Annotated in this window: 15 protein-coding genes; 6 read left to right on the top strand and 9 right to left on the bottom strand. The window is 71.5% G+C overall.

All coding sequences use genetic code 11. The annotated features are described in order from the left end of the window. Positions 1-101: 101 nt before the first annotated feature. Positions 102-5,597: a pullulanase-type alpha-1,6-glucosidase gene (pulA, locus tag ACZ6NZ_RS31530; RefSeq protein ID WP_465861500.1), complete on the top strand. Its 5,496-nt coding sequence runs from the start codon at positions 102-104 to the stop codon at positions 5,595-5,597. A gap of 81 nt (positions 5,598-5,678) precedes the next feature. Here pulA and ACZ6NZ_RS31525 read toward each other — a convergent pair whose 3' ends face one another. The 3 genes from ACZ6NZ_RS31525 to ACZ6NZ_RS31515 all read right to left on the bottom strand — a co-directional run bounded on the left by ACZ6NZ_RS31525 (position 5,679) and on the right by ACZ6NZ_RS31515 (position 11,597). Continuing rightward, on the bottom strand, positions 5,679-7,319 hold the full coding sequence (locus ACZ6NZ_RS31525) for a hypothetical protein (protein WP_465861498.1): 1,641 nt from the start codon (positions 7,317-7,319) through the stop codon (positions 5,679-5,681). A gap of 292 nt (positions 7,320-7,611) precedes the next feature. Continuing rightward, a complete protein-coding gene (locus tag ACZ6NZ_RS31520; protein ID WP_465861496.1) occupies positions 7,612-9,549 on the bottom strand; it encodes a hypothetical protein in 1,938 nt (645 codons plus the stop codon). Positions 9,550-10,115: 566 nt separating this feature from the next. Further along, positions 10,116-11,597: an aminopeptidase P family protein gene (locus ACZ6NZ_RS31515; protein ID WP_465861495.1), complete on the bottom strand. Its 1,482-nt coding sequence runs from the start codon at positions 11,595-11,597 to the stop codon at positions 10,116-10,118. A gap of 132 nt (positions 11,598-11,729) precedes the next feature. Between ACZ6NZ_RS31515 and asnB the strand changes: the two genes are divergently transcribed. Then, positions 11,730-13,691, top strand: coding sequence for an asparagine synthase (glutamine-hydrolyzing) (gene asnB, locus ACZ6NZ_RS31510; RefSeq protein WP_366613104.1), 1,962 nt, complete (start codon positions 11,730-11,732; stop codon positions 13,689-13,691). A 124-nt stretch (positions 13,692-13,815) separates the two neighbouring features. Here asnB and ACZ6NZ_RS31505 read toward each other — a convergent pair whose 3' ends face one another. Continuing rightward, on the bottom strand, positions 13,816-14,895 hold the full coding sequence (locus ACZ6NZ_RS31505) for a lytic polysaccharide monooxygenase auxiliary activity family 9 protein (protein WP_366613149.1): 1,080 nt from the start codon (positions 14,893-14,895) through the stop codon (positions 13,816-13,818). 368 nt (positions 14,896-15,263) lie between these two features. Between ACZ6NZ_RS31505 and ACZ6NZ_RS31500 the strand changes: the two genes are divergently transcribed. The 3 genes from ACZ6NZ_RS31500 (at position 15,264) to ACZ6NZ_RS31490 (ending at position 19,943) form a co-directional block, all read left to right on the top strand. After that, entirely contained in the window at positions 15,264-16,439 is a 1,176-nt protein-coding gene (locus ACZ6NZ_RS31500; protein WP_465861493.1) for an XdhC family protein, read from the top strand. A gap of 114 nt (positions 16,440-16,553) precedes the next feature. Then, positions 16,554-17,489: a PfkB family carbohydrate kinase gene (locus tag ACZ6NZ_RS31495; RefSeq protein WP_465861491.1), complete on the top strand. Its 936-nt coding sequence runs from the start codon at positions 16,554-16,556 to the stop codon at positions 17,487-17,489. A 627-nt stretch (positions 17,490-18,116) separates the two neighbouring features. After that, the gene (locus ACZ6NZ_RS31490) at positions 18,117-19,943 is read left to right on the top strand and encodes an alpha-galactosidase (protein WP_465861490.1); all 1,827 of its coding nucleotides are present in this window, start codon (positions 18,117-18,119) and stop codon (positions 19,941-19,943) included. Between the two features lie 4 nt (positions 19,944-19,947). Here ACZ6NZ_RS31490 and ACZ6NZ_RS31485 read toward each other — a convergent pair whose 3' ends face one another. Both ACZ6NZ_RS31485 and ACZ6NZ_RS31480 read right to left on the bottom strand, forming a co-directional pair. Then, entirely contained in the window at positions 19,948-20,778 is an 831-nt protein-coding gene (locus ACZ6NZ_RS31485; RefSeq protein WP_465861489.1) for an MBL fold metallo-hydrolase, read from the bottom strand. Then, positions 20,775-21,179, bottom strand: a complete 405-nt coding sequence (locus tag ACZ6NZ_RS31480; protein ID WP_030488289.1) for a thioesterase family protein — start codon at positions 21,177-21,179, stop codon at positions 20,775-20,777. Before ACZ6NZ_RS31480 ends, ACZ6NZ_RS31485 begins: the two co-directional genes overlap by 4 nt. A gap of 128 nt (positions 21,180-21,307) precedes the next feature. Here ACZ6NZ_RS31480 and ACZ6NZ_RS31475 point away from each other — a divergent pair, with 128 nt between their 5' ends. Continuing rightward, on the top strand, positions 21,308-22,375 hold the full coding sequence (locus tag ACZ6NZ_RS31475) for a phosphatase PAP2 family protein (RefSeq protein WP_465861486.1): 1,068 nt from the start codon (positions 21,308-21,310) through the stop codon (positions 22,373-22,375). Positions 22,376-22,529: 154 nt separating this feature from the next. Here the strand turns inward: ACZ6NZ_RS31475 and ACZ6NZ_RS31470 are convergent, their stop codons facing one another. From ACZ6NZ_RS31470 to ACZ6NZ_RS31460, 3 genes are all read right to left on the bottom strand, one after another. Next, entirely contained in the window at positions 22,530-24,014 is a 1,485-nt protein-coding gene (locus ACZ6NZ_RS31470) for a PH domain-containing protein (RefSeq protein ID WP_465861484.1), read from the bottom strand. 43 nt (positions 24,015-24,057) lie between these two features. After that, complete coding sequence (locus ACZ6NZ_RS31465) at positions 24,058-24,609, bottom strand: PH domain-containing protein (RefSeq protein ID WP_465861544.1); 552 nt, start codon at positions 24,607-24,609, stop codon at positions 24,058-24,060. A gap of 224 nt (positions 24,610-24,833) precedes the next feature. Then, positions 24,834-25,064, bottom strand: coding sequence for a hypothetical protein (locus ACZ6NZ_RS31460; protein ID WP_465861483.1), 231 nt, complete (start codon positions 25,062-25,064; stop codon positions 24,834-24,836). Positions 25,065-25,239 lie beyond the last annotated feature (175 nt).

Raw genomic sequence — 25,239 nt, 5'->3', positions numbered from 1 at the left:
TTCCGCAAGGACGTGCTCTGTTGCGACCATGTTTGCAAGGTATTGCAGATTGTTTCGGCGAGGGTTAGCGTGCGGCCATCCGCGACCAGAGGAAGGCGTCGATGAGACCCCCGCCGATACCGCGCACCGCCCTGCTGGCCCTTGCCTCCCTGCTCACCGTCACGCTCGTCGGCGCTCCGGTCGCCGTGCACCCCGCCGCCGCCGGCCCCCGACCGTCCGACGACGCCCCGTCCGCGATCGGCGGTGCGACCCAGTGGCGTGCCGAACCCAGCGCCGAGGCGCTGCTGAAGGCCGGCGGCACCGCTGCCCGAGCCGAGCAGTTCTACTTCGTCCTGCCGGACCGGTTCGCCAACGGGGACCCCGGCAACGACCGGGGCGGCCTCACCGGCGACCGGCTACGGACCGGCCTCGACCCGACCGACAAGGGCTTCTACCACGGCGGCGACCTCAAGGGCGTCATCGACAAGCTGGACTACATCCAGGGGCTGGGCACCACTGCCATCTGGCTCGCCCCGATCTTCAAGAACCGGCCGGTGCAGGGTGCCGGCAACGACATCTCGGCCGGCTACCACGGCTACTGGATCACCGACTTCACCCAGGTGGACCCGCACTTCGGCACGATGGAGGAGATGAAGCGGCTGGTGAAGCTCGCCCACCAGCGCGGCCTCAAGATCTACCTCGACGTGATCGTCAACCACACCGCCGACGTGATCAAGTACGCGGAGGACAGGTACGCGTACGTGGACAAGGCGACCTCGCCGTACACCGACGCGCAGGGCCGGGCGTTCGAGGACCGCAACTACGCCGACGGCTCCCGGGCGTTCCCGCCGGTCGACACGGACTCCTTCCCGTACACGCCGACGTTCGCCGACCCCTCGGACGCGAGCGTCAAGGTCCCGGCGTGGCTGAACGACGTGACCATGTACCACAACCGGGGTGACTCCACCTTCGCCGGCGAGAACAGCGAGTACGGCGACTTCTTCGGCCTCGACGACCTGTGGACCGAGCGTCCCGAGGTGGTGCGGGGTTTGACCAAGGCGTACGGGGACTGGATCGGCGCGACCGGCGTCGACGGCTTCCGGTTGGACACCGTGAAGCACGTCAACATGGACTTCTGGCCGCAGTTCAGCCAGGGCATCGAGCGGGCCGCGGAGAAGGCCGGCAAGAAGGACTTCTTCATGTTCGGCGAGGTCTACAGCGCCGACCCGGAGATCGCCTCCAGCTACGTCCGCCAGGGCGGCCTGCCGGCCACCCTCGACTTCGCCTTCCAGGAGGCCGCCCGGGGCTTCACCGCCGGCGCCGGTTCCGCGAAGGCGCTCGCCGACGTGTACGCCCGCGACGACCTCTACGCGGCCCGGGACACCGACGCGGGTCGGTTGACCACCTTCCTCGGCAACCACGACATGGGCCGGATCGGTTCGTTCATCGCCGGTGGTGGCAGCGACCCGGCCAGCCACCTGCGTCGTGACCAGCTCGCGCACCAGTTGATGTTCCTGACCCGGGGCCAGCCGGTGGTCTACTCCGGCGACGAACAGGGCTTCACCGGCCCCGGCGGGGACAAGGACGCCCGGCAGGACATGTTCGCGTCGACGGTTGCCGACTACCTCGACGACGACCTGCTCGGCACCGACCGCACGCACGCCAGCGACCAGTTCGACCCGACCCACCCGCTCTACCGGACCATTGCCGACCTGGGCCGGCTGCGCCAGGCCCACCCGGCGTTGCGCGACGGCGTGCAGGTCACCCGGTACGCGGCCGACGGGCCGGGCGTCTTCGCCGCCTCCCGGATCGCCCCGTCCGACCGCACCGAGTACGTGGTGGCCGTGAACAACGCCGACACCGCGCAGACTGTCACGGTGGACACCTGGTCGGCCGGCGCCACCTTCACCGGCATCTACGGCGGCACCGACCGCGCCACCGCTGGCGGGGACGGTGAACTGACCCTCACCGTGCCGCCGTTGTCGGCGGCGGTGTACCGGGCCGGCAAGCCCGTCGCACCGGCGGCCGACAAGCCGACCATCACCATCACCAGCCCGGTTCCGGACGCGGCGGTCGCCACCAGGGCAGCGGTCACCGCCCGGGTGACCGGCGACCCGTTGGCCACCGTCACCGTCGCGGCGCGGGTGGCCGGCGGCCGGTGGACACTGCTGGGCAGCGCGGATCACGCCCCGTACACGGTGCAGCACGACCTGACCGGACTGGCCGGCGGCACCCGGGTGGAGTACAAGGCGGTGGTGCGCGACGGCCGGGGCCGTACCGCGACCGCCCGGTCCACCGCTGTCGTGGGAACCCCGCCGCAGGGCAGCTCCCGGGAGTGGGCGGTGGTGCACTACCAGCGCCCGGCCGGCGGGTACGACGACTGGGGGCTGTACGCCTGGGGGGACATCGACCCGGCGTACGTCACCGAGTGGCCGAAGGGGCAGCCGTTCGCCGGGGAGGACTCCTACGGCCGGTTCGCCTGGGTGAAACTCAAGCCGGGCGCGACGTCGGTGAACTTCCTGGTCGTCGACAAGGCTGGTACGAAGGACGTCGCCCAGGACCGCAGCATCGACGTCACCCAGACCGGCGAGATCTGGCTCAAGCAGGGCGACCCGGCGATCTACCCGAGCAGGCAGGCGGCCGCCGGAGAACCGGAACCGCCGGTCGAGGAGGGCACCGCCGTGCTCCACTATCGGCGGGCCGACGGCAACTACGACGGCTGGGGCCTGCACCTGTGGGACGGCGCGGCCAACCCGACCGAGTGGTCCGCCCCGCTGCGGCCGAGCACCGTCGACGCGTTCGGGGCGGTGTTCCGGGTGCCGCTGGCCGCCGGTGCCACCGGGCTGAACTACATCATCCACAACGGCGACACCAAGGACCTGCCCGACGACCAGCGGCTCGACTTCGCCAGCGCCGGCCGGGAGGTGTGGTTGCTCGCCGCCACACCCGGACGCCTGCTGCCGTCGACGGCCACCACCGCCAGCGGAGACACCGACATCAGCAAGCAGAAGGCGCACTGGATCGACAGGTCCACTGTGGCGTGGCAGACACCGCCGACCGACGGCAAGACGTACGCGCTGGTCAGCGCACCCACCGGCGGGGTCAGCGTGGTCGACGGCGAGCTGACCGGCACGTACACCACGATGCCGCTGCGGGCGCAGCGCAACGGGCTCACCGAGGCCCAACGCGACAGGTTCCCGCACCTGTGGTCGTACCGTAGCTTCGCCCTGGGCCGGGCGGACCTGGCCACGGTCCCGGCGGCGCTGCGGGGGCAGCTGCTGGTCACCGAGCGCGACGCCGAGGGCGGGCTGCTCGCCGCGACCGGCGTGCAGATCCCCGGCGTGCTCGACGACGTGTACTCCCGGGCGGCCGACGCCACGCTCGGGCCCACCTTCGCGGGGCGGACGCCGAGCCTCGCGCTCTGGGCGCCGACCGCGCACAGTGTGCGCCTGCACCTGTTCGACTCGCCCACCGCCGCACCGAAGACGGTGCCGATGCGCCGCGACGACCGTACCGGCGTCTGGTCGGTGCGCGGCGACCACACCTGGACCGGCACGTTCTACCGGTACGAGGTCCGGGCGTGGCAGCCGGCGGCGCAGCGGATGGTCACCGCGTCGGTGACCGACCCGTACTCGGTGGCCCTCGCCGCCGACTCCACGCACAGCCAGCTCGTCGACCTGAACGACCCGGCGCTGGCACCCCCCGGGTGGCGCACGCTGCGCAAACCGGCACCGGTGCCGGCCGCGAAGGCGCAGATCACCGAGTTGTCAGTGCGGGACTTCTCCATCGCCGACGACACCGTGCCGGCCGGGCGGCGGGGGACCTTCCTCGCGTTCACCGAGCCGGGAAGCGCCGGCATGACCCACCTGCGCAAGCTCGGCGACGCCGGGGTCAACTACCTGCACCTGCTGCCGGCGTTCGATTTCGCGACGATCCCCGAGAAGCGGGCCGACCAGCGGCAGCCGGCCTGCGACCTGGCGACGCTGCCGCCGGACTCGGCCGAGCAGCAGCAATGCGTGGCGGCGGTCGCCGAGACCGACGGCTACAACTGGGGGTACGACCCGCTGCACTACACAGTGCCCGAGGGCGGCTACGCCGTCGACCCGGTCGGCGCGGCGCGGACCACCGAGTTCCGGCGGATGGTCGCCGGGGTGAACGACGCCGGGCTGCGGGTGGTCATGGACGTGGTCTACAACCACACGTCGGCGGCCGGCACCGACGCCACGTCGGTGCTCGACCAGATCGTGCCCGGCTACTACCACCGGCTGCTCGAGGACGGCGCGGTGGCCAACTCCACCTGCTGCGCCAACACCGCCCCCGAGCACGCCATGATGGGCAAACTGGTGGTCGACTCGCTGGTCACCTGGGCGCGAAAGTACAAGGTGGACGGCTTCCGGTTCGACCTGATGGGCCACCACCCGAAGGCGAACATCCTGGCCGTCCGGGCGGCCCTGGACCGGTTGACCGTCGCCCGCGACGGCGTGGACGGCAAGGCGATCATGCTCTACGGCGAGGGCTGGAACTTCGGCGAGGTCGCCAACGATGCCCGTTTCGTCCAGGCCACCCAGGCCAACATGGCCGGCACCGGCATCGGCACCTTCAACGACCGGCTGCGCGACGCCGTGCGCGGCGGCGGACCGTTCGACGAGAACCCGAGGGTGCAGGGTTTCGCCTCCGGGCTCTACACCGACCCGAACGGCGACCCGGTCAACGGGTCGCCGACCGAGCAGAAGGCCCGCCTGCTGCGCGCCCACGATTTGATCAAGGTGGGGCTCACCGGCAACCTGCGCGACTACCGGTTCACCGACAGCGCCGGGCACGAGGTCACCGGGGCGCAGGTCGACTACAACGGCTCCCCGGCCGGCTACACCGCAGCGCCCGGGGAGGCCGTCACCTACGCCGACGCGCACGACAACGAGATCCTGTACGACGCGTTGGCGTACAAACTGCCGCAGGCGACCTCGGCGGCGGACCGTTCCCGGATGCAGGTGCTGGCGTTGGGCACTGTGGTGCTGGGGCAGGGCACCGGGTTCGTCACCGCCGGCACCGAACGGTTGCGGTCGAAGTCGCTGGACCGCAACTCGTACAACTCCGGTGACTGGTTCAACCAGATCCGCTGGGACTGCGCCGAGGGCAACGGGTTCGGCGCGGGTCTGCCGCCCGCGCCGGACAACGAGGACAAGTGGCCGTACGCGAGGCCGCTGCTGGCCGACCCGGCGCTGGTCCCGGACTGCGCGGCGATCACCACCACCGACGCCCGGTACGCCGAGTTGCTGCGCGTCCGGGCGTCGTCGCCGGTGTTCGGGCTGGCCACGGCCGAGCAGGTGCAGCGGCGGGTGGCGTTCCCGCTGTCCGGCGCGCAGGAGACGCCGGGCGTGCTGACGATGACCCTGGACGCTCGGGGGCTGGGCGGGCCGTGGACGTCACTGACCGTCGTCTTCAACAGCACCCCGTCGGCGGCCGACCAGACGGTGACCGGCCTGCGCGGAGCGGACGTGGCACTGCACCCGGTGCTTGTCGACTCGGCCGACCCGGTGCTGCGTACCGCCTCGTTCGACCGGGTGGCCGGCACGTTCACCGTACCGGCGCGCAGCGTGGCGGTCTTCGTCCAGAAGTGACGTGAACCGGCCCCCTTCCGCGTCTCGCGGAAGGGGGCCGGCCCGTTGTGCTGGCGCTACGCCGTCGTCACCCGGAGGTGATCAGGCGAAGCAGTTGTCGATCGTGGCGCCCGGAATGGCCAGGCAGTTGGTCGGACGGTTCGCGGTGATGGCGGACTTGTCGTCCACGTTCACGTCTCCGAAGAAGCTGAAGACACCGCCCGGCTCGAAGGTGGAGAAGTTGTGGGCGACCTTCGTCTTCGACAGGTTGACCTCGCCGAAGATGTTGAAGATGCCGCCGCCGACCCCGATCGGGCCCACGGCCCGGTTGCCGACGACCTCGCTGTCGCGCAGCGTGGTGACGCTGCCGGCGTTGAAGAGCCCGCCGCCGAAGAAGCCGGCGGTGTTGTCCTTGATGCTGCTCTTCTCGAAGGTGGCCACGCTGTCGAAGGCGATGGCCGCGCCGCCACCGACACCGGCGGTGCTGTTCTTCTCGACCGTGACGTTGTGCAGGTTCAGCTGGCTGTCCGCCGCAGCGAGACCGCCACCGGCGAGAACCGCGGTGTTCGAGACGAACTTGGTCTCGTACGCCGTGGTGTTGCCCTCGATGTCGAGGTAGCCACCACCGAAGCCGAGCGTCTCGTTGTCGGTGATCTCGGCCTTCTTGAGCTCGACCGTTCCGCCGTCGACGTCCTCGGTGAAGATCTCCGCGGCGCCGTTGGAGATACCGCCACCACCGATGACAGCGGTGTTGTCCTTGATCTTCGACTCCTCGACCTTGAGCAGCCCGGCGTTGAAGACACCGCCGCCGAAGAAGAAGGCGGTGTTACGGGTGACGGTGCTGTGCCAGATCTTCGTGGTGCCGAAGTTGGCCACACCACCACCGTTGCCACCCGACTGGTTCAGGACGACCTCGGACTCCAGGATCTCGGCGGTGCCACCCGGCTGAACCAGGATCCCGGCACCGTCGTTCTCCTCCGGCTGCTGGACGAGCGGCGTGACGACGCCCGGCTTGGCCTTCGGGGTGACCTTCGGAGCGGCCTTCAGGCCCGCCTTCGGGTTGGCCTGACGCGCGGTGAGCGCCTGGGCCAACGGGGTGCCCGCCTTCACCTGCGCGGCGAGCGCCTCGGAGTCCGAGTAGGCCGCCCAGACCGCGGCCGGCTCGACGCCGTTCTCCAGTTCGAGGGTCTGACCACCCTTGATGGTCAGGCCCTTGATGGTGAGGTGACCACCGGCGCCGACGTTGAGGATGCGGAAGTAGTCCGCCGTGGCTTCCCGAGAGATCGTGGTGTGCTCGCCCTTGAGCGTGATCCGCTCGGTGATGACCGGCAGGCCGTTGCCCTGGTAGTCGTTGCGGGTCAGGTTGTAGGTGCAACCCTTGGCCAGCTCCAGCACACCGCCGTGCTTGTTGTTGGCGAACACGATCGCCTGGATCAGCTTGTCGGTGTCGCAGGGCACCTCCTTCCCGCGCTCGTGGTCCTTGTCCTTGTCCTTGTCCCGGCCCTTGTCCCGGTCCTCGTCCTTGTTCCAGTCGCGTCCCTCGTCACCCCGCTGGTCGCCGTCCTTGCTGACCTGCGCGGTGTTCCAGTTCAGGCCGACCGCTCCGGCGCTGCCCGCGACGCCCACCGCCGCGAGACTGATCACGCCCGTCAAACCGGCCACGCCACTGGCGAGCCAGAGCTTGCGGCGGCTCTTGGCCGTCGCTCGCCCGGAGGCTTCGTTGTTCGTTAGGTAGTTGGACATCGGAGCTCTCTGCCCTCTCCTCGTACCAGACAGGGTCGCCGCCGTCAGACGGGCGTCCCCTGCTACAAATCGGTTGTAGCTCCCAAAACCACCGTATGAGAAGGTTCCTCGCCTCGCGGGCTTATCCGAGAGAAGCCCACATTCGGTTCATGTTGCCCCCAGTGGGGCCGCGAACGACACACGCCACCCAAGCCGGCCCGCAACCGCCTGACCTGCCCAAATGGGTACGCCCCTCCGCGCCGTCACGGCTCGGAGGGGCGCACCCTCTATGTGGATCAGCCACCCGTTCCGGTCAGAAGCAGTCGGGAACGTTCAGGCAGTTGGTGGGGCGGTTGGCGGACACGACGGACTCGTCGTCCAGCCGTACGAGGCTGAAGAGGCCGTTGGAGATCCCGCCGGGCGGCAGAGTGGCGAAGTTGTGCGTCACCTTCGTCCGGTGGAGGCTGACCTCACCGCCGTCGGTGTTGTAGATGCCGCCGCCGCTGCCGGCCGGGCCGACGGCCCGGTTGCCGGTCACCTCGCTCTCGCGCAGCGTGGTGATGCTGTCCTCGTTGTAGAGGCCGGCGCCGAAGAAGCCCGCGGTGTTGTCCTTGATCCTGCTGTTCTCGATCGTCGCGACGCTGTCGAAGGCAACGGCCAGGCCGCCACCCACGCCAGCGGTGCTGTTCTTGACCACCGAGGCGTCCTTGAGGGTGAGCTGGCTGTCGGCCACCGCGACGCCACCACCGGCGAGGACCGCCGTGTTGTCACTGACCGTCGTCTGGTGCAACGTCGTGGTGCCCTCGACATCCAGGACGCCGCCACCGAAGCCGAGCGTCTCGTTGTCGGTGACCTCGCTCTTGTAGACCCAGACCGAGCCGCCGTCCACGTCTTCGGTGAAGATGTCGGGAGCGCCGTTGGAGATGCCGCCGCCGCCGACGATCCCGGTGTTGTCCTTGATCTTCGACTCGTCGATCTGGAGTACGCCGGCGTTGAAGATGCCGCCGCCGAAGAAGAAGGCGGTGTTGTGCGCAACCGTCGTCTTGCTGAGCCTGGTGCTGCCGAAGTTGGCCAACCCGCCGCCGTTGCCGCCGGACTGGTTGTAGAGCAACTCGCTGTCCAGGATCTCCGCGCGACCACCGGGCTGCACCAGCACCCCGGCGCCGTCGGTGAACCCAGGCTGCTCCACCAGCGGCACGACCGCCGTAGCGGCACCCACCGGCTTCGCCGTAGCGGCCACCGGGTTGGCCGGGGCAGCCTTGGTGGCGGTCGGGGCCGCCTTTGGTGCTGCCGCCACGGGCTTGGCTGGCGCTGCCGTCGCGGCCGGCTTGGCGGCTGCCTTGGCTGGCGTTGCCTTTGCGGTGGCCTTGGCAGGCGCTGCCTTCGTGGCCGGCTTGGCTGGCGCTGCCTTGGTGGCCGGCTTGGCCGGCGCTGCCTTGGTGGCTGGCTTGGCAGCGGTTGCTGCCGGCTTCGCTGCCGCTGGCTTGGCGCCGGGCGCGGCAGCGGTCGTCGGCTTCGCGGCGGGTGCCGCCGCCGGTGGCGTGGCCCTGGTCGAGCGGACCTGGGCCGAGTACGGGGCCCAGACCGTCGCCGGATCGGCGGCTGTCGGGAACTGAAGGGTCTGGCCACCCCTGATGCTCAGGCCCTTGAGGGTGAGGTGACCACCGGCCCCGACGTTGAGGATGCGGAAATAGTCGGCAGTGGCTTCGCGGCCGATGGTGGTGTGCTCGCCCTTGAGGGTGATGCGCTCGGTGATCACCGGGAGGCCGTTGCCGTCCTGGTTGCGGGTCAGGGTGTAGGTGCAGCCCCGGGCCAGCTCCAGCACGCCGCCGTCGTCGTTGTTGGCGAACGTGATCGCCTGGATCAGCTTGTCGGAGTCGCAGGGGACCTGCCTGGTGCGGTCCTTCTCGTCGTGCTTGCCGTCCTCGCGGTCCTTGCCGTCCTTGCCGGACCGGTCGTCGAAGCCGCTCCAGTCATCGCCGCCCCACTCGTCGTCCTGACCGCCGTCGTCCTTGGCGCCGCCCTTGTCCGCGCCGCCGTCGTCGCTGACGTTCTGCCGGTTGGTCGATGGCTGCGCGTCCGACACCTGGTCGGACTTGGGCTTGTCGTCCCGAGCGGCGACGCCGCCGAGGGCCGCCAGGCCGACCACGCCGGTCAGCCCGGCTACGCCGGCGACCCAGAGCGCCCGCCTTCGCCGTGGTGGCGGAGCTGTCAAGGCCCCGCCGTCGGTACTCGTTACGTCGTTGGACATCAGAGCCTTCCGCCCTTTCCTGCTACCAGACGGGATCGCACCGCCCGAGGCGCCACGACCAGCTACAAATGGGTTGTAGCCTCTGATCCTCACCGTATGAGAACCATCTTCGCGATGCGGACGTATCCGAGATAACCACGCATTCAGCGCAGGTCAGCTGAGAGGCGGCCAACCAGTCTGGGCTAGCAGGAAAGACCTGAGCAGCGCCATACACCGCCGTCAGGTCCACGGGTGCCGAACGGTGCCCGCGCTCCGGGCGTGATCCACTCGGCTCCGCTGAAAACGCGGCATCCGGGCGACCGGGACAGCGCGACTTCACGGAAACCGAGTTGATCACGACAAAAGCCCCTGGCCGCCGGCCCTCAGCGAGGGGACAGGCGGCCAGGGGCGGAGCGTGACCCGCCAGCGCCCCCAGCGAGGGCACTGGCGGGTCAGCCTGGTCTGGCGGGTCAGCCGTGCGGGCGGCTCAGCCGGATCAGACGGGCCAGCCGGCCAGACGGGTCAGGCTGGTCTGGTGAGCGGGCAGCTCACCCTGGTCCGGCGGTCGGCGGTCGGCGGTCGGCGGGTCAGCCGGGCAGGCGGGGGCCGGCTTCGCGCTGCTCGGCCAGCCAGGTCTCGACCTCGTCGGAGGTGCGGGGCAGCCCGGCCGACAGGTTCGTCGCGCCGGTCGCGGTGACCAGCACGTCGTCCTCGATCCGGATGCCCACACCCCGCAGCTCGGCGGGGACCAGCTCGTCCTCCGGCTGGAAGTACAGACCGGGCTCGACGGTGAGCACGTAACCCTCGCCCAGCGCACCGTCGCGGTACGTCTCCTTGCGGGCGTTGGAGCAGTCGTGCACGTCGATGCCGAGCATGTGGCCGAAGCCGTGCAGCGTCCACCGCCGGTAGACGGTCGACTTCTCGTCCATCGCCTCGTCCACGCTCACCGGCAGCAGGCCCAGGTCGGACAGGCCCTCGGCAAGGACCCGCATACAGGTCAGGTGGACGTCCTTGAACGTCACGCCGGGGCGGATGGCCTCGATGCCGGCCTGCTGCGAGGCGTACACGATGTCGTAGACCTGGCGTTGCAGGGCGGTGAACCGGCCGTTCACCGGGAGCACCCGGGTGACGTCGGCGGTGTAGAGGTTGCGGCCCTCGACGCCCATGTCCATCAGCAGCAGGTCACCCGGTCGGGTGGCGCCGTGGTTGTGCACCCAGTGCAGGATCGTGGCGTGCTCGCCGGCACCGACGATCGAGCTGTACCCGACGTCGTTGCCGTCGTGGCGGGCCCGCAGCGCGAAGACGCCCTCCAGCAGCCGCTCGGACACCGCCCGGTCGGCCGGCAGGATCCGGGCGACGTCCTCGAAGCCGCGTACGGTGGCGTCGATCGCGTCCTGGAGTTGGCCGATCTCCCACTCGTCCTTGACCAGCTTCATCTCCGAGATGGCGATGGCCAGCTCGCGGTCCCGGGCCGGCTGGCCCTCGCTGCGGGGCCCGTCGTAGAGGCGGACGGCCGCGTCCACCTGGGCGTCGAAACCGCGCAGCACCCGGGTACGCCTCGGAGCCAGGTCGGCGAGCGTGGCGTCCAGACCGGTCAGGTCGGCGGTCGGCAGGCCCAGCTCGGTCGACTTCTCGCTGAGGGTGTGCCGCCGGCCCACCCACAGCTCGCCGTTGCGGCTGCGGAAGAACTCGTCGGTCTCCCGGGAGGACCGGGGCCGCATGTAGAGCGTCGCGTCGTGCCCCGAGCCGTTCGGGCGCAGCACCAGCACGCTGTCGGCGTCGTGGTCGCCGGTGAGGTAGGCGAAGTCGCTGCCCGGCCGGAACGGGTAGTCGGTGTCGTTGGCCCGGACCTTCTCGGTGCCGGTGGGGATCACGAGCGTCTCGCCGGGGAACGCCGCCGAGAGGGCCGCCCGCCGCTTGGCGTAGTTGGGCGTCTCCGGGCGGGGCGTCACGGGAAGCGCGGTGTCGCTCCAACCCTGCCGCATGAAGGACAGGAACGCCTCCGGGAAGTCCGGATCGTGCGATTCCGTACCGTCCGTCGGCGTACCGTCGGTCTGTCCCTCGGTCATTGCGCCGCTCCCTCCGCTTCGTTGCTGGTCCCGACGGTACCGCGCGTCCGGTTGGCGGTGACGCCCCCTCGCACCCGGGTGGATCGACGGACGGCTGCAAGGGCCGACATCGCGCGTGGAAAGATGGCCACCATGTGCGGACTTCTGGCCTTCTTCAGCGCGAACGGCAACGCCGCGGCGCATCGCGACCACATCGCCGGAGCGTTGGAATGCCTGCACCACCGCGGCCCCGACGAGACCGGGGTCGAGGTGGTCGGCGACGCCTCCGGCCGGTACGCGGACGGCGTGTTCGCCCACAAGCGGCTGGCCATCATCGACGTCGCGTCGAGTCACGAGCCACTGCCCTACGCGAACGGCCGTTACCTGCTGACCTTCAACGGCGAGATCTACAACTACATCGAGCTGCGCGAGGAGTTGATCAGGAACTTCGGTGCCCAGTTCGCCACCGCCGGTGACGGCGAGGTGATCGTCGCGGGCTACCACTACTGGGGTGAGCAGGTGCTCACCCGGCTGCGGGGCATGTTCGCGTTCGTCATCTGGGACCGGCAGGAACGGCGGGCGTTCGGTGCCCGCGACTACTTCGGCATCAAGCCGATGCACTACCTGGAGACCGCCGACGGCCTCTACCTGGCCTCGGAGAAGAAGGCGCTGCTGCCGTTCGCGCACAGCAACTACCAGGGCGACGCGGGCGTCGACACGGCGAACCTGAGCCACTACCTGACCCTGCAGTACGTCCCCGAGCCCGGCACCCTGCACAAGGGCATCAGCCGGATCGGCTCCGGGGAGTACCTGAACTGGACCCCGGGCGGTCGGATCGACGTACGCCGCTGGTACCGGCCGGTGTTCCGGCCGGCGCCGGTCGACGACGAGCAGAGGCTCTACCACGAGATCCGCGAGACGCTGCGGGAGAGCGTGCGCATGCACATGCGCTCCGACGTGCCGGTCGGCTCGTTCCTGTCCAGCGGCATCGACTCCACGGCGGTGGTGGCGCTGGCCCGGGAGTTCAACCCGAACATCCTGACCTTCACGGTCGGCTACGACGTGCCGGGCTACTCGGAGATCGACGTCGCCCAGGATTCGGCCCGGCACCTCGACGTCACCACGATCCCCACCAAGATCGGTCCGCAGGACATGATCGACGCGCTGCCGAAGATCGTCTGGCACCTGGACGACCCGGTGGCCGACCCGGCGCTGGTACCGCTCTACTTCGTGGCGAAGAAGGCCGCCGAGCACGTCACCGTGGTGCTCTCCGGTGAGGGCGCGGACGAGTTCTTCGGCGGCTACACGATCTATCGGGAGCCGCTGTCGCTGGGCACCGTCAACGGTCTGCCCGGCGGTGTGCAGAAGGGGCTGCGCGCGGTCTCCAAGGCGATTCCGCAGGGGGTCAAGGGCAAGAGCTTCCTGGAGCGCGGCACCACCCCGATCGAGGAGCGTTACTACGGCAACGCCCGGATGTTCACCGAGGAGGAGAAGCAGCAGCTGATGCGCCGCTACGACCCCTCGGTGCGCTACACGGACGTCACCGCCCCGATCTACGCCGAGTGCACGGAGCTGGACGACGTCACCAAGATGCAGTACGTCGACCTCTACACCTGGCTGCGCGGCGACATCCTGGTCAAGGCCGACCGGATCTCGATGTCGCACTCGCTGGAGGTGCGGGTGCCGTTCCTCGACCGCGAGGTCTTCGACGTCGCGGCGAAGATCCCGGTCGACCTGAAGCTGCCGCCGCGCTCCGACGCCACCAAGTACGCGATGCGTCAGGCGTTGCAGGGTGTCGTGCCGCCAGCCATCGTCAACCGCAAGAAGCTGGGCTTCCCGACCCCCACCCGGGTCTGGCTGCGCGGCGAGATGTACGAGTGGGCCCGGCACGTGCTGAGCACCTCGGGCGCGGGTGACCTGCTGGACCTGTCGTACGCGCTGCGGCTGCTCGACGAGCACAAGCGGGAGGAGGCTGACCACTCTCGCAAGGTGTGGACGGTGCTGATCTTCTGCATCTGGCACGCGATCTTCGTGGCCAAGACCCTCGACCCGGGTATCCAGCGCAACCAGTCCGCCCTGCTCACGAAGCCGGTGGTCGGTTCCATGGTCCGCTGACCGGCCGCCCCCGCCCAACTCTGACCCTGCCCGACCCTGCCCGACCCTGTTGATCAAGAGGTTTGCGTCACTCGGAGCCGTTCCGGTGACGCAAACCTCTTGATCAACTATTGGGGCGGGGGGTTCAGCGGGCGGCGCAGCTCACCGTGGGGGCGCCGTTGGTCCCTGTGGAGCTGCCCAGGAAGCCGAACGTCGCGGTTCCCGACGGTGCGACAGTGCCGTTGTAGTTGACGTTCGTCGCTGTCACCGACGAGCCGGACGTCGTCTGGGTGGCACCCCAGATCTGACTGATCGACTGGCCGTTGGGCCAGGTCCAGCTGGCGGTCCAGCCGGAGATCGCCGAACTGCTGTTGTTCGTGATCGTGACCTCGCCCTGGAAGCCGCCCTGCCAGGAGCTCGTCGTCTTGTAGCTGGCCGCGCAGCTACCGCCGGCCGGCGGCGGGGTGGTGGTCGGCGGCGGGTCGGTCGGACCCGGCGTCGGCGTGGTCGGCGTGGGGGTCGGCGACGTCGTGCCGCCCCGGATGCCGGTCACCTGGCCGTTGCCACCGTCGAAGACCACGTCGGAGCAGCCGAAGAAGTTCTCCTGTGAGTCCGAGCGGACCCAGCGGGAGTAGATGATGTGCTGGCCGCTCTTGCCCGAGGGCAGGTTGCCACTGAAGTAGTAGTGCCCGTCGTTGCTGCCGACCGACCCGCGCTGCGGCGGGTTGGTCACCGTCAGGAACGGCTCCTCCAGGTCACTCCAGGCCAGGGCCCGGTTCGGGCTCCAGCTGTTCTTCGTCACGTAGAAGTAGAACGTGCCCGGGTGGTGCGCCCAGTTGCTGTACTTGAAGTCCAACCGCGCCCCGGCGGTCAGGTGGGTCAGCGGCCAGTCGGTGCGGGGCAGGTCGTAGCCGCGGAACCCGGTGGCGCCGCCGCTGCACAGTTGCCCGTCCGGGATGAAGCCGGTGGTCCGGCCGCCCGCGTCCGAGCGCAGCACGCTGAACCAGTTGTAGAGCGAGTTCGTCCCGCTCTGGGCCACAGCGGCGGAGCACGCCGGGTTGGTCGGCCTGATCTCACCGGTCGTACTGAGGCCGTCCTGCCAGCACAGGTAGGTCCGGCTGCCGGGCGTCATCGCCGCGCCGTGCGCGGCGGCCGGCTGTGGAGTGGACGCCAGGGCGACAGCGCCGAGCGCGAGGGTCATGGCCGCGGTGAGCAAGGCGGCCATACGGGAACGGTTCACAGGTTCTCCTGACTCGCGAGGGGCGCTGGCTGAGCCGCCCCGCCGCAATCGGGTGGGATGTGGCGTGATCGCCCCGCTGTCGTGAGCGGTGCGACGATCACGGCGACGTGCCCCGGCGGGAATCAGCCGGTGGACGTGCGCCGTCGACGGTCCTGTCCTGGACCGGTGCCCTCGCGTCTAACCAACCCGGCAACCGGCGGCGCCGCAGCCCTCGCACCGCCCGGTACGCGTCATCCCACCATGCCGCGGCGACCGAGCGCAATAGTCATTCCTCGATGCGTAAGAAGACCCGCCGGTCGTCGTGGGACGTCATATCCTGCGTACGGGGAGCAGGGACGGAGAGGCGGCCGCCGGTGCCGGACGTGTTCGACGAGGTGCACCGCCGGTGCCGCGACGGCGAGGCGGTCGCGCTGGCCACCGTGGTGGCCACCTGGCACTCCGCCCCGCAGCCACCCGGCGCCGCCATGGTGGTCGCCACCGACGGCACGGTCATCGGCAGTGTCTCCGGCGGCTGCGTCGAGGCCGATCTCTACGAACGGGCCCGCGGTGTGCTCGACACCGGCCAACCCGAGCTGCGCCGCTACGGGATCAGCGACGACGACGCGTACACAGTGGGCCTGACCTGCGGCGGCATCCTCGACGTGTTCGTGGAGCGCGTCGACGCGAGCGCCCTGCCGGCGCTGGACGCGGTCGCCGCGGCCCGCAGCGGTGGCCACCCGGCGGCGATCGTCACCTGCGTGGCCGCCGACGCAGGCGACGATCCACCCGTCGGCGTCGGCAGTTCACCGCGCACCGGACCGACCGACCCGGCCCGTCGGCTCGGCCGTCGGCTGGTGCTGACCGGCCAGCGGTCCGTCGGCTCGCTCGGCGACGACCGGCTCGACGCCGCGGCCGGCGCCGACGCCCGCGGGCTGCTCGCCGCTGGGCACAGCGGCATGCTCCGGTACGGGTACCACGGGCAGCGCCGAGGCAGCGGCGTCAGCCTCTTCGTGACCGCGTACGCCACCCCGCCCCGGATGATCGTCTTCGGTGCGATCGACTTCGCCGCCGCGGTGGCCCGGATCGGCGGGTTCCTCGGCTACCGGGTCACCGTCTGCGACGCCCGGCCGGTCTTCGCCACCGCCCGGCGCTTTCCCGAGGCGGACGAGGTGGTGGTGCAGTGGCCGCACCGCTACCTGCGTACCGAGTTGGCGGCCGATCGGCTCGACGAGCGGACGGTGGTGTGCGTGCTCACCCACGACCCCAGGTTCGACGTGCCGTTGCTGGAGTTGGCGCTGCGCCACCGGATGGCGTACGTGGGCGCGATGGGCTCACGACGTACCCACGACGAGCGACACAAGCTGCTCAGCGAGGCGGGGCTCAGCCCGGCGCAACTCGCCCGGCTCGCCTCCCCGATCGGGTTGGACCTCGGTGGTCGTACCCCCGAGGAGACCGCTGTGAGCGTGGCCGCGCAGATTGTCGCGGCCCGGTGGGGCGGCACCGGTCGCCCCCTCGCGGACCTCGACGGACCGATCCACCAGCCGGGGTAGCGCGCCCGCCGGTGCGTGGCCTTCGCCGCCCATCGGGCCGTGCGCTGTGCCAGCCTGGTGCCACGGTGATCGGATCGGCGATCGGCGGCCGGTGGCGACGACGAGAGGATCGGCATGGGATACGCGGTGGTGCTCGGTGAGGCGCTCGTCGACCTGCTCGACAGCGATCTCGATGGGGAACGGGTCTATCGGCAGGCCATCGGCGGCGGGCCGCTGAACGTCGCCGTCGGGGTGGCCCGCCTGGGCGGTGCGGCACAGTTCGTCGGCTCGCTCGGTGACGACGCGCTGGGCGGCCGGATCCGCGCCTTCCTCACCGCGGCCGACGTCGGAGTGGCCGGCGCGATCACGGTCCCCGCGCCGACGACGCTCGCAGTCGTCACGTACGCCGGGCCGGAGCCGGACTTCCGCTTCTACGGCGAGCCGCCCTCCTACGGGTTGCTCGGGCCCGACGATCTGGACCTGGCGTTGCTGGAGGGCGCCGACGTGCTCTACTGCGGCTCGATCGTGCTGCTCCGACCCGCCACGCTGGCCGCCGCCCGCCGTGCCTGGTCGCTCGCCGCCGGCCTGCGGGTCTTCGACCCGAACGTACGCTCCCGGCTGCTGAACGGGCCGGGCGCGCTGGAAGGGCTGCGGGAGGTGGTGGCCGAGTTCGCCGCCGGCGCGCACCTGGTCAAACTCAGCGCCGCCGACGCGGTGCTGCTCTATCCCGGTGAGCCCGTCGAGGGAGTGGCGGCGTACCTGCGTGAGTTGGGGGCGGCCACGGTGGTCGTGACGCTCGGCGCGGCCGGTGCGGTGCTGGCCGCCGCCGACGCCGACCCGGTCCGGGTGCCCGCCCCCAAGGTCAACGCGATCGACGCCACCGGCGCGGGTGACTCGGTGATGGCCGCGCTGATCGCCGACCTGCTCGTCGACGGCGAGCCGGACACCCCGTCGGGCTGGGTCGACCGGGTGGCCTTCGCGTTACGGGTGGCCGGCCTGGTCTGCGAATCCCCGGGCGGCGCCACCGCCATGCCCACCCGTGCAGCCGTCCAGCACCGCTTCAACTCCTAACCTCGGCGTACCCCCTGGCCCCCGCGCCCCTTCGCCGCGCCCTCGCGCGCACCCTGCCCCTGCCAGGCCCCGGCGCGGCCTGGCCCTGCCCTGCCCGGTCTGCCCTGCCCCGCCCCGGCTCCCGCCCCGCCCCGCCCCGCCGCGCCCCGCCGCGCCCCGCCCCGCCCCGCCCCGCCGCGCCCCGCCCCGCCGCGCCCCGCCCCGCCCCGCGCCGCCCAACCCCGCCCAACCCCGCCCCGCCCCGGCTCCCGCCCCGCCGCGTACCCCTTCTCCCGGCGTCGATCTTGCAGTTTCTGTCGACGTTTCGTCGGCTATGTCCTGCTTTTGTCCCGCACAAAGTGCAAGATCGCGCGCGCGGGCGGGGCGTGGCGGGGCGGAGGCGGGGCGGAGGCGCGGGCGGGGCGTGGCAGGGCGGAGGCGGGGCGGAGGCGCGGGCGGGGCGGAGGTGGGGCGGAGGCGCGGGCGGGGCGGGGTGCGGCGCGGCGGGGCGCGGAGGCAGGGTGAAGACGGGGGCGGGGTGAAGGCGGGTCGCGGGGTGGGAGTGGGGTGAGGGTTGACCTCGGGGATTTGTGAACGTTAACATCGATGACGCACGATGGACACGTGGGCGTCGTCGGGGAGGTTCTGATGCGGGTGGTTCTGGTACCTCTGGCGTTCCGGCACGTCGCGGCCCTGCTGGTCGTGCTGCTCGTGGCTGCCGGGATGGTCGTCGCCCACCCGCCGGAGCGGGCGGCCGCGTGGGACAACGGGGTGGCCGACACCCCACCGATGGGGTGGAACAGCTACGACTCGTTCAACTGGCGGGTCACCGAGACCGACGTCCGGGCCAACGCCGACTACATGGCTACGAACCTGCGGCAGTTCGGCTGGGAGTACGTGGTGATCGACTGGGCCTGGTACTACCCCGGTCAACACAACAACAGCCCGAACCAGGACGCGAACCTGCAACCCCGGCTCCGGATGGACGCCAACGGCCGGCTGCTGCCGGACACGACCCGGTTCCCCTCCGCCGCCGGTGACAACGGGTTCAAGCCGCTCGCCGACTACGTCCACTCGAAGGGCCTGAAGTTCGGTGTCCACCTGATGCGGGGCATTCCCCGTCAGGCGGTCGCCGACAACGTCCCGATCCTCGGCACCAACTGCCGCGCCAACCAGATCAACAACACCACCACCGCGGCCTGGCTCAACCTGATGTGGGGGTTGAACATGTCCAACCCCTGCGCGCAGACGTACCTGGACTCGATGTTCCAGTTGCTGGCGTCCTGGGGCGTCGACTACGTGAAGGTGGACGACATCGCCGCCCCGACGTACCGGCAGTCCGAGGTCGAGGGGTACCGGACGGCCATCCAGCGCAGCGGCCGCCCGATGGTGCTCAGCCTGTCACCCGGCCCGACCTCGCTGTCCAGCGGCGCGCACGTGCAGGCCAACGCGCACATGTGGCGCATCGTCAACGATCTGTGGGACAACTGGTCGTCGGTGGACGCGCTCTTCGACCAGCTGCGCAACTGGACCCCGTACCGCGCCACCGGCGCCTGGCCCGACGCCGACATGATCCCGATCGGGCGGCTCTCCAAGTACGGGCCGGTCGGCTCGCCGCGATACTCCAACCTGACCCCGGACGAGCAGCGCACCCTGATGTCACTGTGGGCGATCAACCGGGCGCCACTGATGTGGGGCGGCAACCTGGTCGAGAACCGCGCCGCCGAGCTGGCGTTGATGACCAACGCGGCGGTCCTGGGGGTCAACCAGAACAGCGCGAACAACCGTCAGCTCTACGGTGGGAGCCGGCAGGTGTGGACCGCCGACGTGCCGGGCAGCGACCACCGGTACGTCGCCCTGTTCAACCGGGACAGCAGCGCGGCGCAGGTGTCGGTGAACCTCGCCGACCTCGGCATCGGGTCGGCCGCCGTGACCGACCTGTGGTCCGGCGCGGCCCTCGGCACGGCGACCGGGACCCTCACCCGGTCGTTCCCGGCCCACGGTGCCGGGCTGTACCGGCTCGCCCCGGACACCACGGTGCCGGTGCCGAGCGCGTACACCCTCGCCGCGCGGCACAGCGGCAAGCTGCTGGACGTGAACAACAACGCGACCACCGACGGTGCCGACGTGGTGCAGTGGGCCGCCAACGGTCAGCCCAACCAGCGGTGGCGGTTCCAGGACGCGGGTGGGGGTTACCAGACGGTGGTCAGCGCGCACAGCGGGAAGTGCCTCGACGTGTACGGCGGCGCGGGCGCGACCGCCGACGGGGTACGGGTCACCCAGTGGACCTGCAACGGCGGCACCAACCAGCAGTGGCGGGTGCAGGACCTCGGCACGGGCTACGTACAGCTCGTCGCGCGGCACAGCGGCAAGTGCCTCGACGTGCTCAACTCCGCCACCACCGACGGTGCCCGCGCGGTGCAGTGGACGTGTGGCACCGGCGCCAACCAGCAGTGGCGACGCACGTCGGTGTAGGCGGTCAGCCCGTGCCGTTCAGCTCCAGGTAGCCGCGGCGGGCGGCGACCAGAGCCGGGCGAGCCCCGAACGGGGCCTCGGCGGCCACCCGCTCCGGCGGGGCGCTGCCGGTGTGCGCGGCCCGGATCAGCCAGGCCAGCTTCGCCAGCTCCGCGTGCTGGGCCCGCACGAAGTCGACGTCGACCGGGTCGCCGTGGCCCGGGATCACCACGGTGCGCGCGGTGGTGAGTCGCAGCAGGTCCGCGACCGCGTCCGGCCACCGCAACGGGTACGAGTCCTCGAAGGCGGGCGGGCCACTCTGCTCCACCAGGTCCCCGGCCACCAGCACGTCGGCGTCCGGCACGTGCACCACCAGGTCGGCCTCGGTGTGCCCCCGCCCGGGGTGGCGCAGCAGCACCTGTCGACCGCCCAGGTCGAGGACCGTCTCGACGTGCACGGTGTGCGTGGGAGCCAGCAGCGGGGTGTCGGCCAGCTCGGCGGCGAGCGTCGGGTGCTCCGTGCGCACCTCCTCGTACGCCTCCCGGCGCAGCCGCTCCGGCTCCTCGCGCAGGGCGGCGGCGGCCAGTTCGTGTGCGTACACCGGGCGGGGTGGGTCGCCGGCCAGGACGGCGTTGCCGAAGCAGTGGTCGTAGTGGTGGTGGGTGTTGACAAGCGTCAGCGGACGGTCGGTGACCGCCCGGACGGCCGCAGCCAGCTCGGTCGCCTGGGCGGCCGACGAGAGCGTGTCCACCAGCAGCGCCTCGTCGTCGCCGACGACCAGTGTGACGTTGACCCGCAGCAGCGGCTCGGCCAGCACGTGCACCCGGTCGGCGACCTCGACGAAAGCGGCGTTCACGACGCCCGCCCGGCCCGTTCGACGAAGCGTCCCCGGTCGACCAGGATCCGGTCCACCCGGCCCCGGGCCACCGTCTGGTCGCCGTCGCTGACCGTGACCTCGAACGACAGCCGGCGACCGTCGACGGTCGCCAGCAGCGCCTGCGCGCGGACCGTCCGGCCGACCACTGTCGGGGCCAGGTGCTCCAACTCGACCCGGGTGCCCACTGTCGTGGACCCGGGCGGCATCCCGGTCGCCGTCGCCGCGACGGTGGCCGCCTCGGCCAGCGCCAGCACCCGGGGGGTGCCCAGCACCGGTACGTCCCCGGAACCGACCGCCTGGGCGGTGTCCGCGTCGGTGACGGTCAACTCGACCTGGGCGGTCAGACCCGGCGCGAAGGCCGGCTCGGGCTGCTCCTGCATGGTCGTCAGCCTAGGTGCTCGCTGGACCCGTCGAGCACGCGCCCGACGATCCGGACGCGACCACCCCCGGACGCGCAACGGGTGGTCCCCGTCGGTCGATGCCGTACCCGTCGTTAACCTTGACCCCGATGGCCGTCGCGACTGACCCCCAGCCCCCCGCCCGGACCGACCCGCCCGCGTCCCCGGACGGGGGTCGTCGGCGCGTCGTCGCCATGACCGTCTGGGCGGTCGCCTTCGTCGCCGCGTGGCTGGCCATCGGGCTGCCCACCGACCCGGCGTACGCCTTCGTCTGGATCTGGCTGGCGACCATCGCCTGGAACAGCGATCGGCCGTGGCGGAGCCATTTGCGCTTCGCCCGGGACTGGGTGCCGGTGGTGCTGCTGTTCGTGATCTACAACCTCTCGCGCGGGTTCGCCGACAACGGGGCGACGCCGCACGCGATGGAGTTGATCGTCGCCGACCGGTTCATGTTCGGCTGGGCCACCGGCGGTGAGGTGCCCACCGTCTGGTTGCAGCAGCACCTCTACCACCCGCAGGTGCACTGGTGGGATGTCGCGGCGAGCTGGGTGTACTTCTCCCACTTCGTGGTGGCGCTGGCCGCCGCCGCGGTGCTCTGGCTGCGCGACCGGCACCGCTGGGCCGCGTACATGCGGCGGTGGGGTTTTCTCTGCGCGGCCGGCCTGGTCACCTACTTCATCTACCCGGCGGCCCCGCCCTGGTGGGCGGCGCAGAACGGCCTGCTCACCGAGGTCGCCCGGATCTCCACCCGGGGTTGGAAGGCGTTCGGCATGCACGGCGCCGGCAACGTCCTCAACGCCGGCCAGATCGCCTCCAACCCGGTTGCCGCCATGCCGTCGCTGCACACCGCCTGGGCGTTGTTCGTGGTGCTGTTCTTCCTGACCGGCACCCGTCGTCGCTGGTGGCCGCTGCTGCTCGCGTACCCGCTGGCGATGACCTTCACCCTGGTCTACTCGGGTGAGCACTACGTGATCGACGTGCTGGTCGGCTGGGCCTACGTGGGGCTGACCTTCCTGGTGGTCGGCCTGGCGGAGCGTGGCTGGGCGGCGTGGCGTGTCCGCCACCCGAAGCCCGGAACGCCACCGCCCCCCGACCCCGCGCACAACCAGCCGGAGCCCCCAACCCCCCGCGGCCCGGAAACCGCCACCACCCACCCCCCGGTCCCCGCCGACCACTAACCCCTCCCACCCAAGGCCCGCCCCCTCGGCCCGGTGATCATGAAGTTATTGCCCTCCCGCACGGCGTGTCGGGGCAATAACTTCATGATCACCGCGGAGAACGGCGGGGCACGGCGGGGCACGGCGGGGCACGGAGGGCCGGGGGCGGGCGGGGTCAGGGGTGGGGGGTGGTGCGGGCGTGGTGGGCTCTGGCGGTCAGGTCGGCTGCCAGGGCCCAGGCCTCGGCCAGGTCACGGTCCTGGGCGGTGGCGCCGGAGCCGCCCGCCGTATCCGCGTGCACGGTGGCCAACCCGAGACGGCGCTGGAGAGGTCCCTGGACCACCCGCACGCTCTGGATCCGGGCGTACGGCACGATCACCAGTTGCCGGGTGACCCGGCCCGACCGGGTGGCGAACACCCGCTCGAACAGCCCCGCGCCGAACGCGGTACGGCCCAACGGGTGCAGCCAACGGGTCCGGCGCGGCGGCGGGCTCAGCGTGAGAGCGTCGAGGCGTACCCCGGGAAGCACCTCGGCGACGATCATCGTCGCCGTCGGCAGGTCGCCGACCGGCAGCAGCCGGTCGGGCCGGTTACGGTCGTCGGCCTCCGCGACGGAGTAGCCGGCCACCTCCAGCCGCAGCCGCAGCCAGCCCTTGACCCGCCACAACAGGGGCCAGGTGGCGCGCACGGTCTGCACCCGCTCCAGCGGCACGGTCTGCGCCCGCGTCTCCAGCAGGCCGTTGTGCACCCGCAGCGTGCCGCCGTCGCGGGCCAGCCGGAAGTTCCAGTCGTCGAGGACGCGGCGGATCGGTTGCAGCAGCACACCCGCCATCGCGGTCAGGGTGCTCGCCACCGCGACGAACGACCACGAACCGGCGGTGAGGAACTGCACCACGACGAAGGCGACACCGAACGGGAGCAGGAACGCCTGCGGAGTGAGTAGTTGGCTGATCAGCAGGTTCTGGTTGCTCACCGCGTGCAGTGGTCGGCCGGGTACGGCCGCCGGCGGCACCGTCGCACCCGGGGTCACCGGGGCCGTCGCGTCGGCGGGCGCGGGCTGCGGCCCCACCCGCCCGGCCAGCGCCAGCAGACGTTCGCGCAGCAGGGCCGCGTCGGCCACCCCGAGGTACGCCAGTGGCGCCTCGGTCTTTCCTCCGCCGACCACCTCCAGGCGCAGCTCGGCCAGGCCGGTGAGCTGGGCGAGCAGCGGCCGGACCACCTCGACGGCCTGCAACCGTTCCAACGGGATGGCCCGGGTACGCCGCCAGAGCAGCCCCTCGTACACCCGTAGTTCCCGGCCGACGACGTGGTAGCCGGTGTTGTACCAGCTGATGACCGACAGCACTGTCGCGCCGAGCGCCAGCACCGCCACCATGGCGGCGAACCAGCCGAAGCCCACCCGCGACAGCGTCGACCAGGACAGCCCGGCGATCACCACGACCAGGGACTTGGCGCCGTGCAGCACCGGGCTGAGCGGGTGCAGTCGTTGCCGGGGTTCGCCCTCGCCACCGCCCGGCGGTGCCGGCCACGGCGCGGGCGCGCCGGGCGGCACCGGCCCACCAGGCGTCGCGCCGGGCGGCACCCGTTCAGGCGGCGTCGCACCTTGGGGAACAGCGCCGGTGGGTGGCACGGTGCTCGGCTCGGTGGGCCTGTCGCTCATCGGAGCGGCCCTCGGTGCGGTGGGCGGCTGCCGGCGCGGGTGTTCACAGGCCCTCCGCCCGGTCCTCGCCGAGCGCGGTGAGCCGATCGCGCAGCCGCGACGCCTCCGCCGGGCGCAGCCCGGGCACCCGGGCGTCGCTCGCCGCCGCCGCCGTGTGCAGCTGCACGGTGGCCAGGTCGAAGGCGCGCTCCAACGGCCCGGCGCTCACGTCGACGAACTGCATCCGCGAGTACGGCACGATGGAGAGCCGGCGCACCAGCAACCCGTGCCGGACCAGCAGGTCGTTCTCCCGCTCGGCGTACCCCCAGGCCCGGACCGCGCGGACGATCGCGACGGCCCGCCACGCGCCGAACACCAGCACGACGGCCACGGCGAGCCCGAACAACCAGTGACCGCTGAACGCCCAGGCGACCCCGGTCACCGCCAGCCCGATGGCGACCACGATCGCCAGCCGGATCAGCTCCACCCAGATCAGGTCGGTGGAGATCGGCTGCCAGTTGACGGTGTCCGGCCAGGGCTCCAGCGGACCCCGGCCACCCGGCACGGCCGTCGGCAGCACGTGGGAGTCGGGCGGCAGGAGGCCGGGAGGCGGCAGGTCGGGTGGGCGCTGGTCGGCGCCCGGCGCCGGCCGGTGACCGGGTGGCAGCGCGCCCGGTGGCAGCGGGGCGGGCGTCGAGACGTCCGGCGCGGTGGGCTCCGGGCCGAGCGTGCCGGGTGCCGGGAACGCGCCGGGAGGCGGGTCGACGCCGGGAGGCGCGGTGGCCGGGGTGGGCGGCCAGGACGGGGAGGTGGGGCCGGGGGAAGCCGGAGGGTCGCCGCTCACACGTCGAGCGTAGGCGATCCGGGCACCGGAGTGACGGCACGCAGGAAGCCTCGAGCGTCGAGGAAGTCGCCGAGGCTGCCCCGGTGCCCGGCGCAGGCCAACCAGGTCTTGCGCCGATCGGCGTCGTGCAGGCGGGGATTGTTCCACTCCAGCGCCCAGACGGCGGCGGACCGGCAGCCCCGGGCCGAACAGATCAGGGACTCGTCGGCGGGGGAGGGGGTGTTCATCCCGGCCAGTCTAGGGCGGCGGGACGGAGAGGTTGAGCGCCGGGCGACCACGGGGGGAGCCGCCCGGCGACGGGGTGAATCGTACACGCGACAGGCCGGTGTGTGCACACCCGAGATGTGTGATTCGGCCGCCGGGGACGGCACGCCCAAAATCGGCTTCTCCCCACCTCGACAC

The sequence above is a fragment of the Micromonospora sp. NPDC047756 genome (assembly GCF_055587245.1).
This window is presented reverse-complemented; position numbering and strand designations above follow the sequence as displayed.

What these genes read in the sequence shown, in the direction of transcription:
- ACZ6NZ_RS31480 (WP_030488289.1), bottom strand. Translation starts at nt 21,179, where the DNA reads ATGCAGGAGCAGCCCGAGCCGGCCTTCGCGCCGGGTCTGACCGCCCAG.
- ACZ6NZ_RS31520 (WP_465861496.1), bottom strand. Translation starts at nt 9,549, where the DNA reads ATGTCCAACGACGTAACGAGTACCGACGGCGGGGCCTTGACAGCTCCG.
- ACZ6NZ_RS31525 (WP_465861498.1), bottom strand. Translation starts at nt 7,319, where the DNA reads ATGTCCAACTACCTAACGAACAACGAAGCCTCCGGGCGAGCGACGGCC.
- ACZ6NZ_RS31470 (WP_465861484.1), bottom strand. Translation starts at nt 24,014, where the DNA reads ATGAGCGACAGGCCCACCGAGCCGAGCACCGTGCCACCCACCGGCGCT.
- ACZ6NZ_RS31495 (WP_465861491.1), top strand. Translation starts at nt 16,554, where the DNA reads ATGGGATACGCGGTGGTGCTCGGTGAGGCGCTCGTCGACCTGCTCGAC.
- ACZ6NZ_RS31505 (WP_366613149.1), bottom strand. Translation starts at nt 14,895, where the DNA reads ATGGCCGCCTTGCTCACCGCGGCCATGACCCTCGCGCTCGGCGCTGTC.
- ACZ6NZ_RS31515 (WP_465861495.1), bottom strand. Translation starts at nt 11,597, where the DNA reads ATGACCGAGGGACAGACCGACGGTACGCCGACGGACGGTACGGAATCG.
- ACZ6NZ_RS31475 (WP_465861486.1), top strand. Translation starts at nt 21,308, where the DNA reads ATGGCCGTCGCGACTGACCCCCAGCCCCCCGCCCGGACCGACCCGCCC.
- ACZ6NZ_RS31460 (WP_465861483.1), bottom strand. Translation starts at nt 25,064, where the DNA reads ATGAACACCCCCTCCCCCGCCGACGAGTCCCTGATCTGTTCGGCCCGG.
- asnB (WP_366613104.1), top strand. Translation starts at nt 11,730, where the DNA reads ATGTGCGGACTTCTGGCCTTCTTCAGCGCGAACGGCAACGCCGCGGCG.
- pulA (WP_465861500.1), top strand. Translation starts at nt 102, where the DNA reads ATGAGACCCCCGCCGATACCGCGCACCGCCCTGCTGGCCCTTGCCTCC.
- ACZ6NZ_RS31490 (WP_465861490.1), top strand. Translation starts at nt 18,117, where the DNA reads ATGCGGGTGGTTCTGGTACCTCTGGCGTTCCGGCACGTCGCGGCCCTG.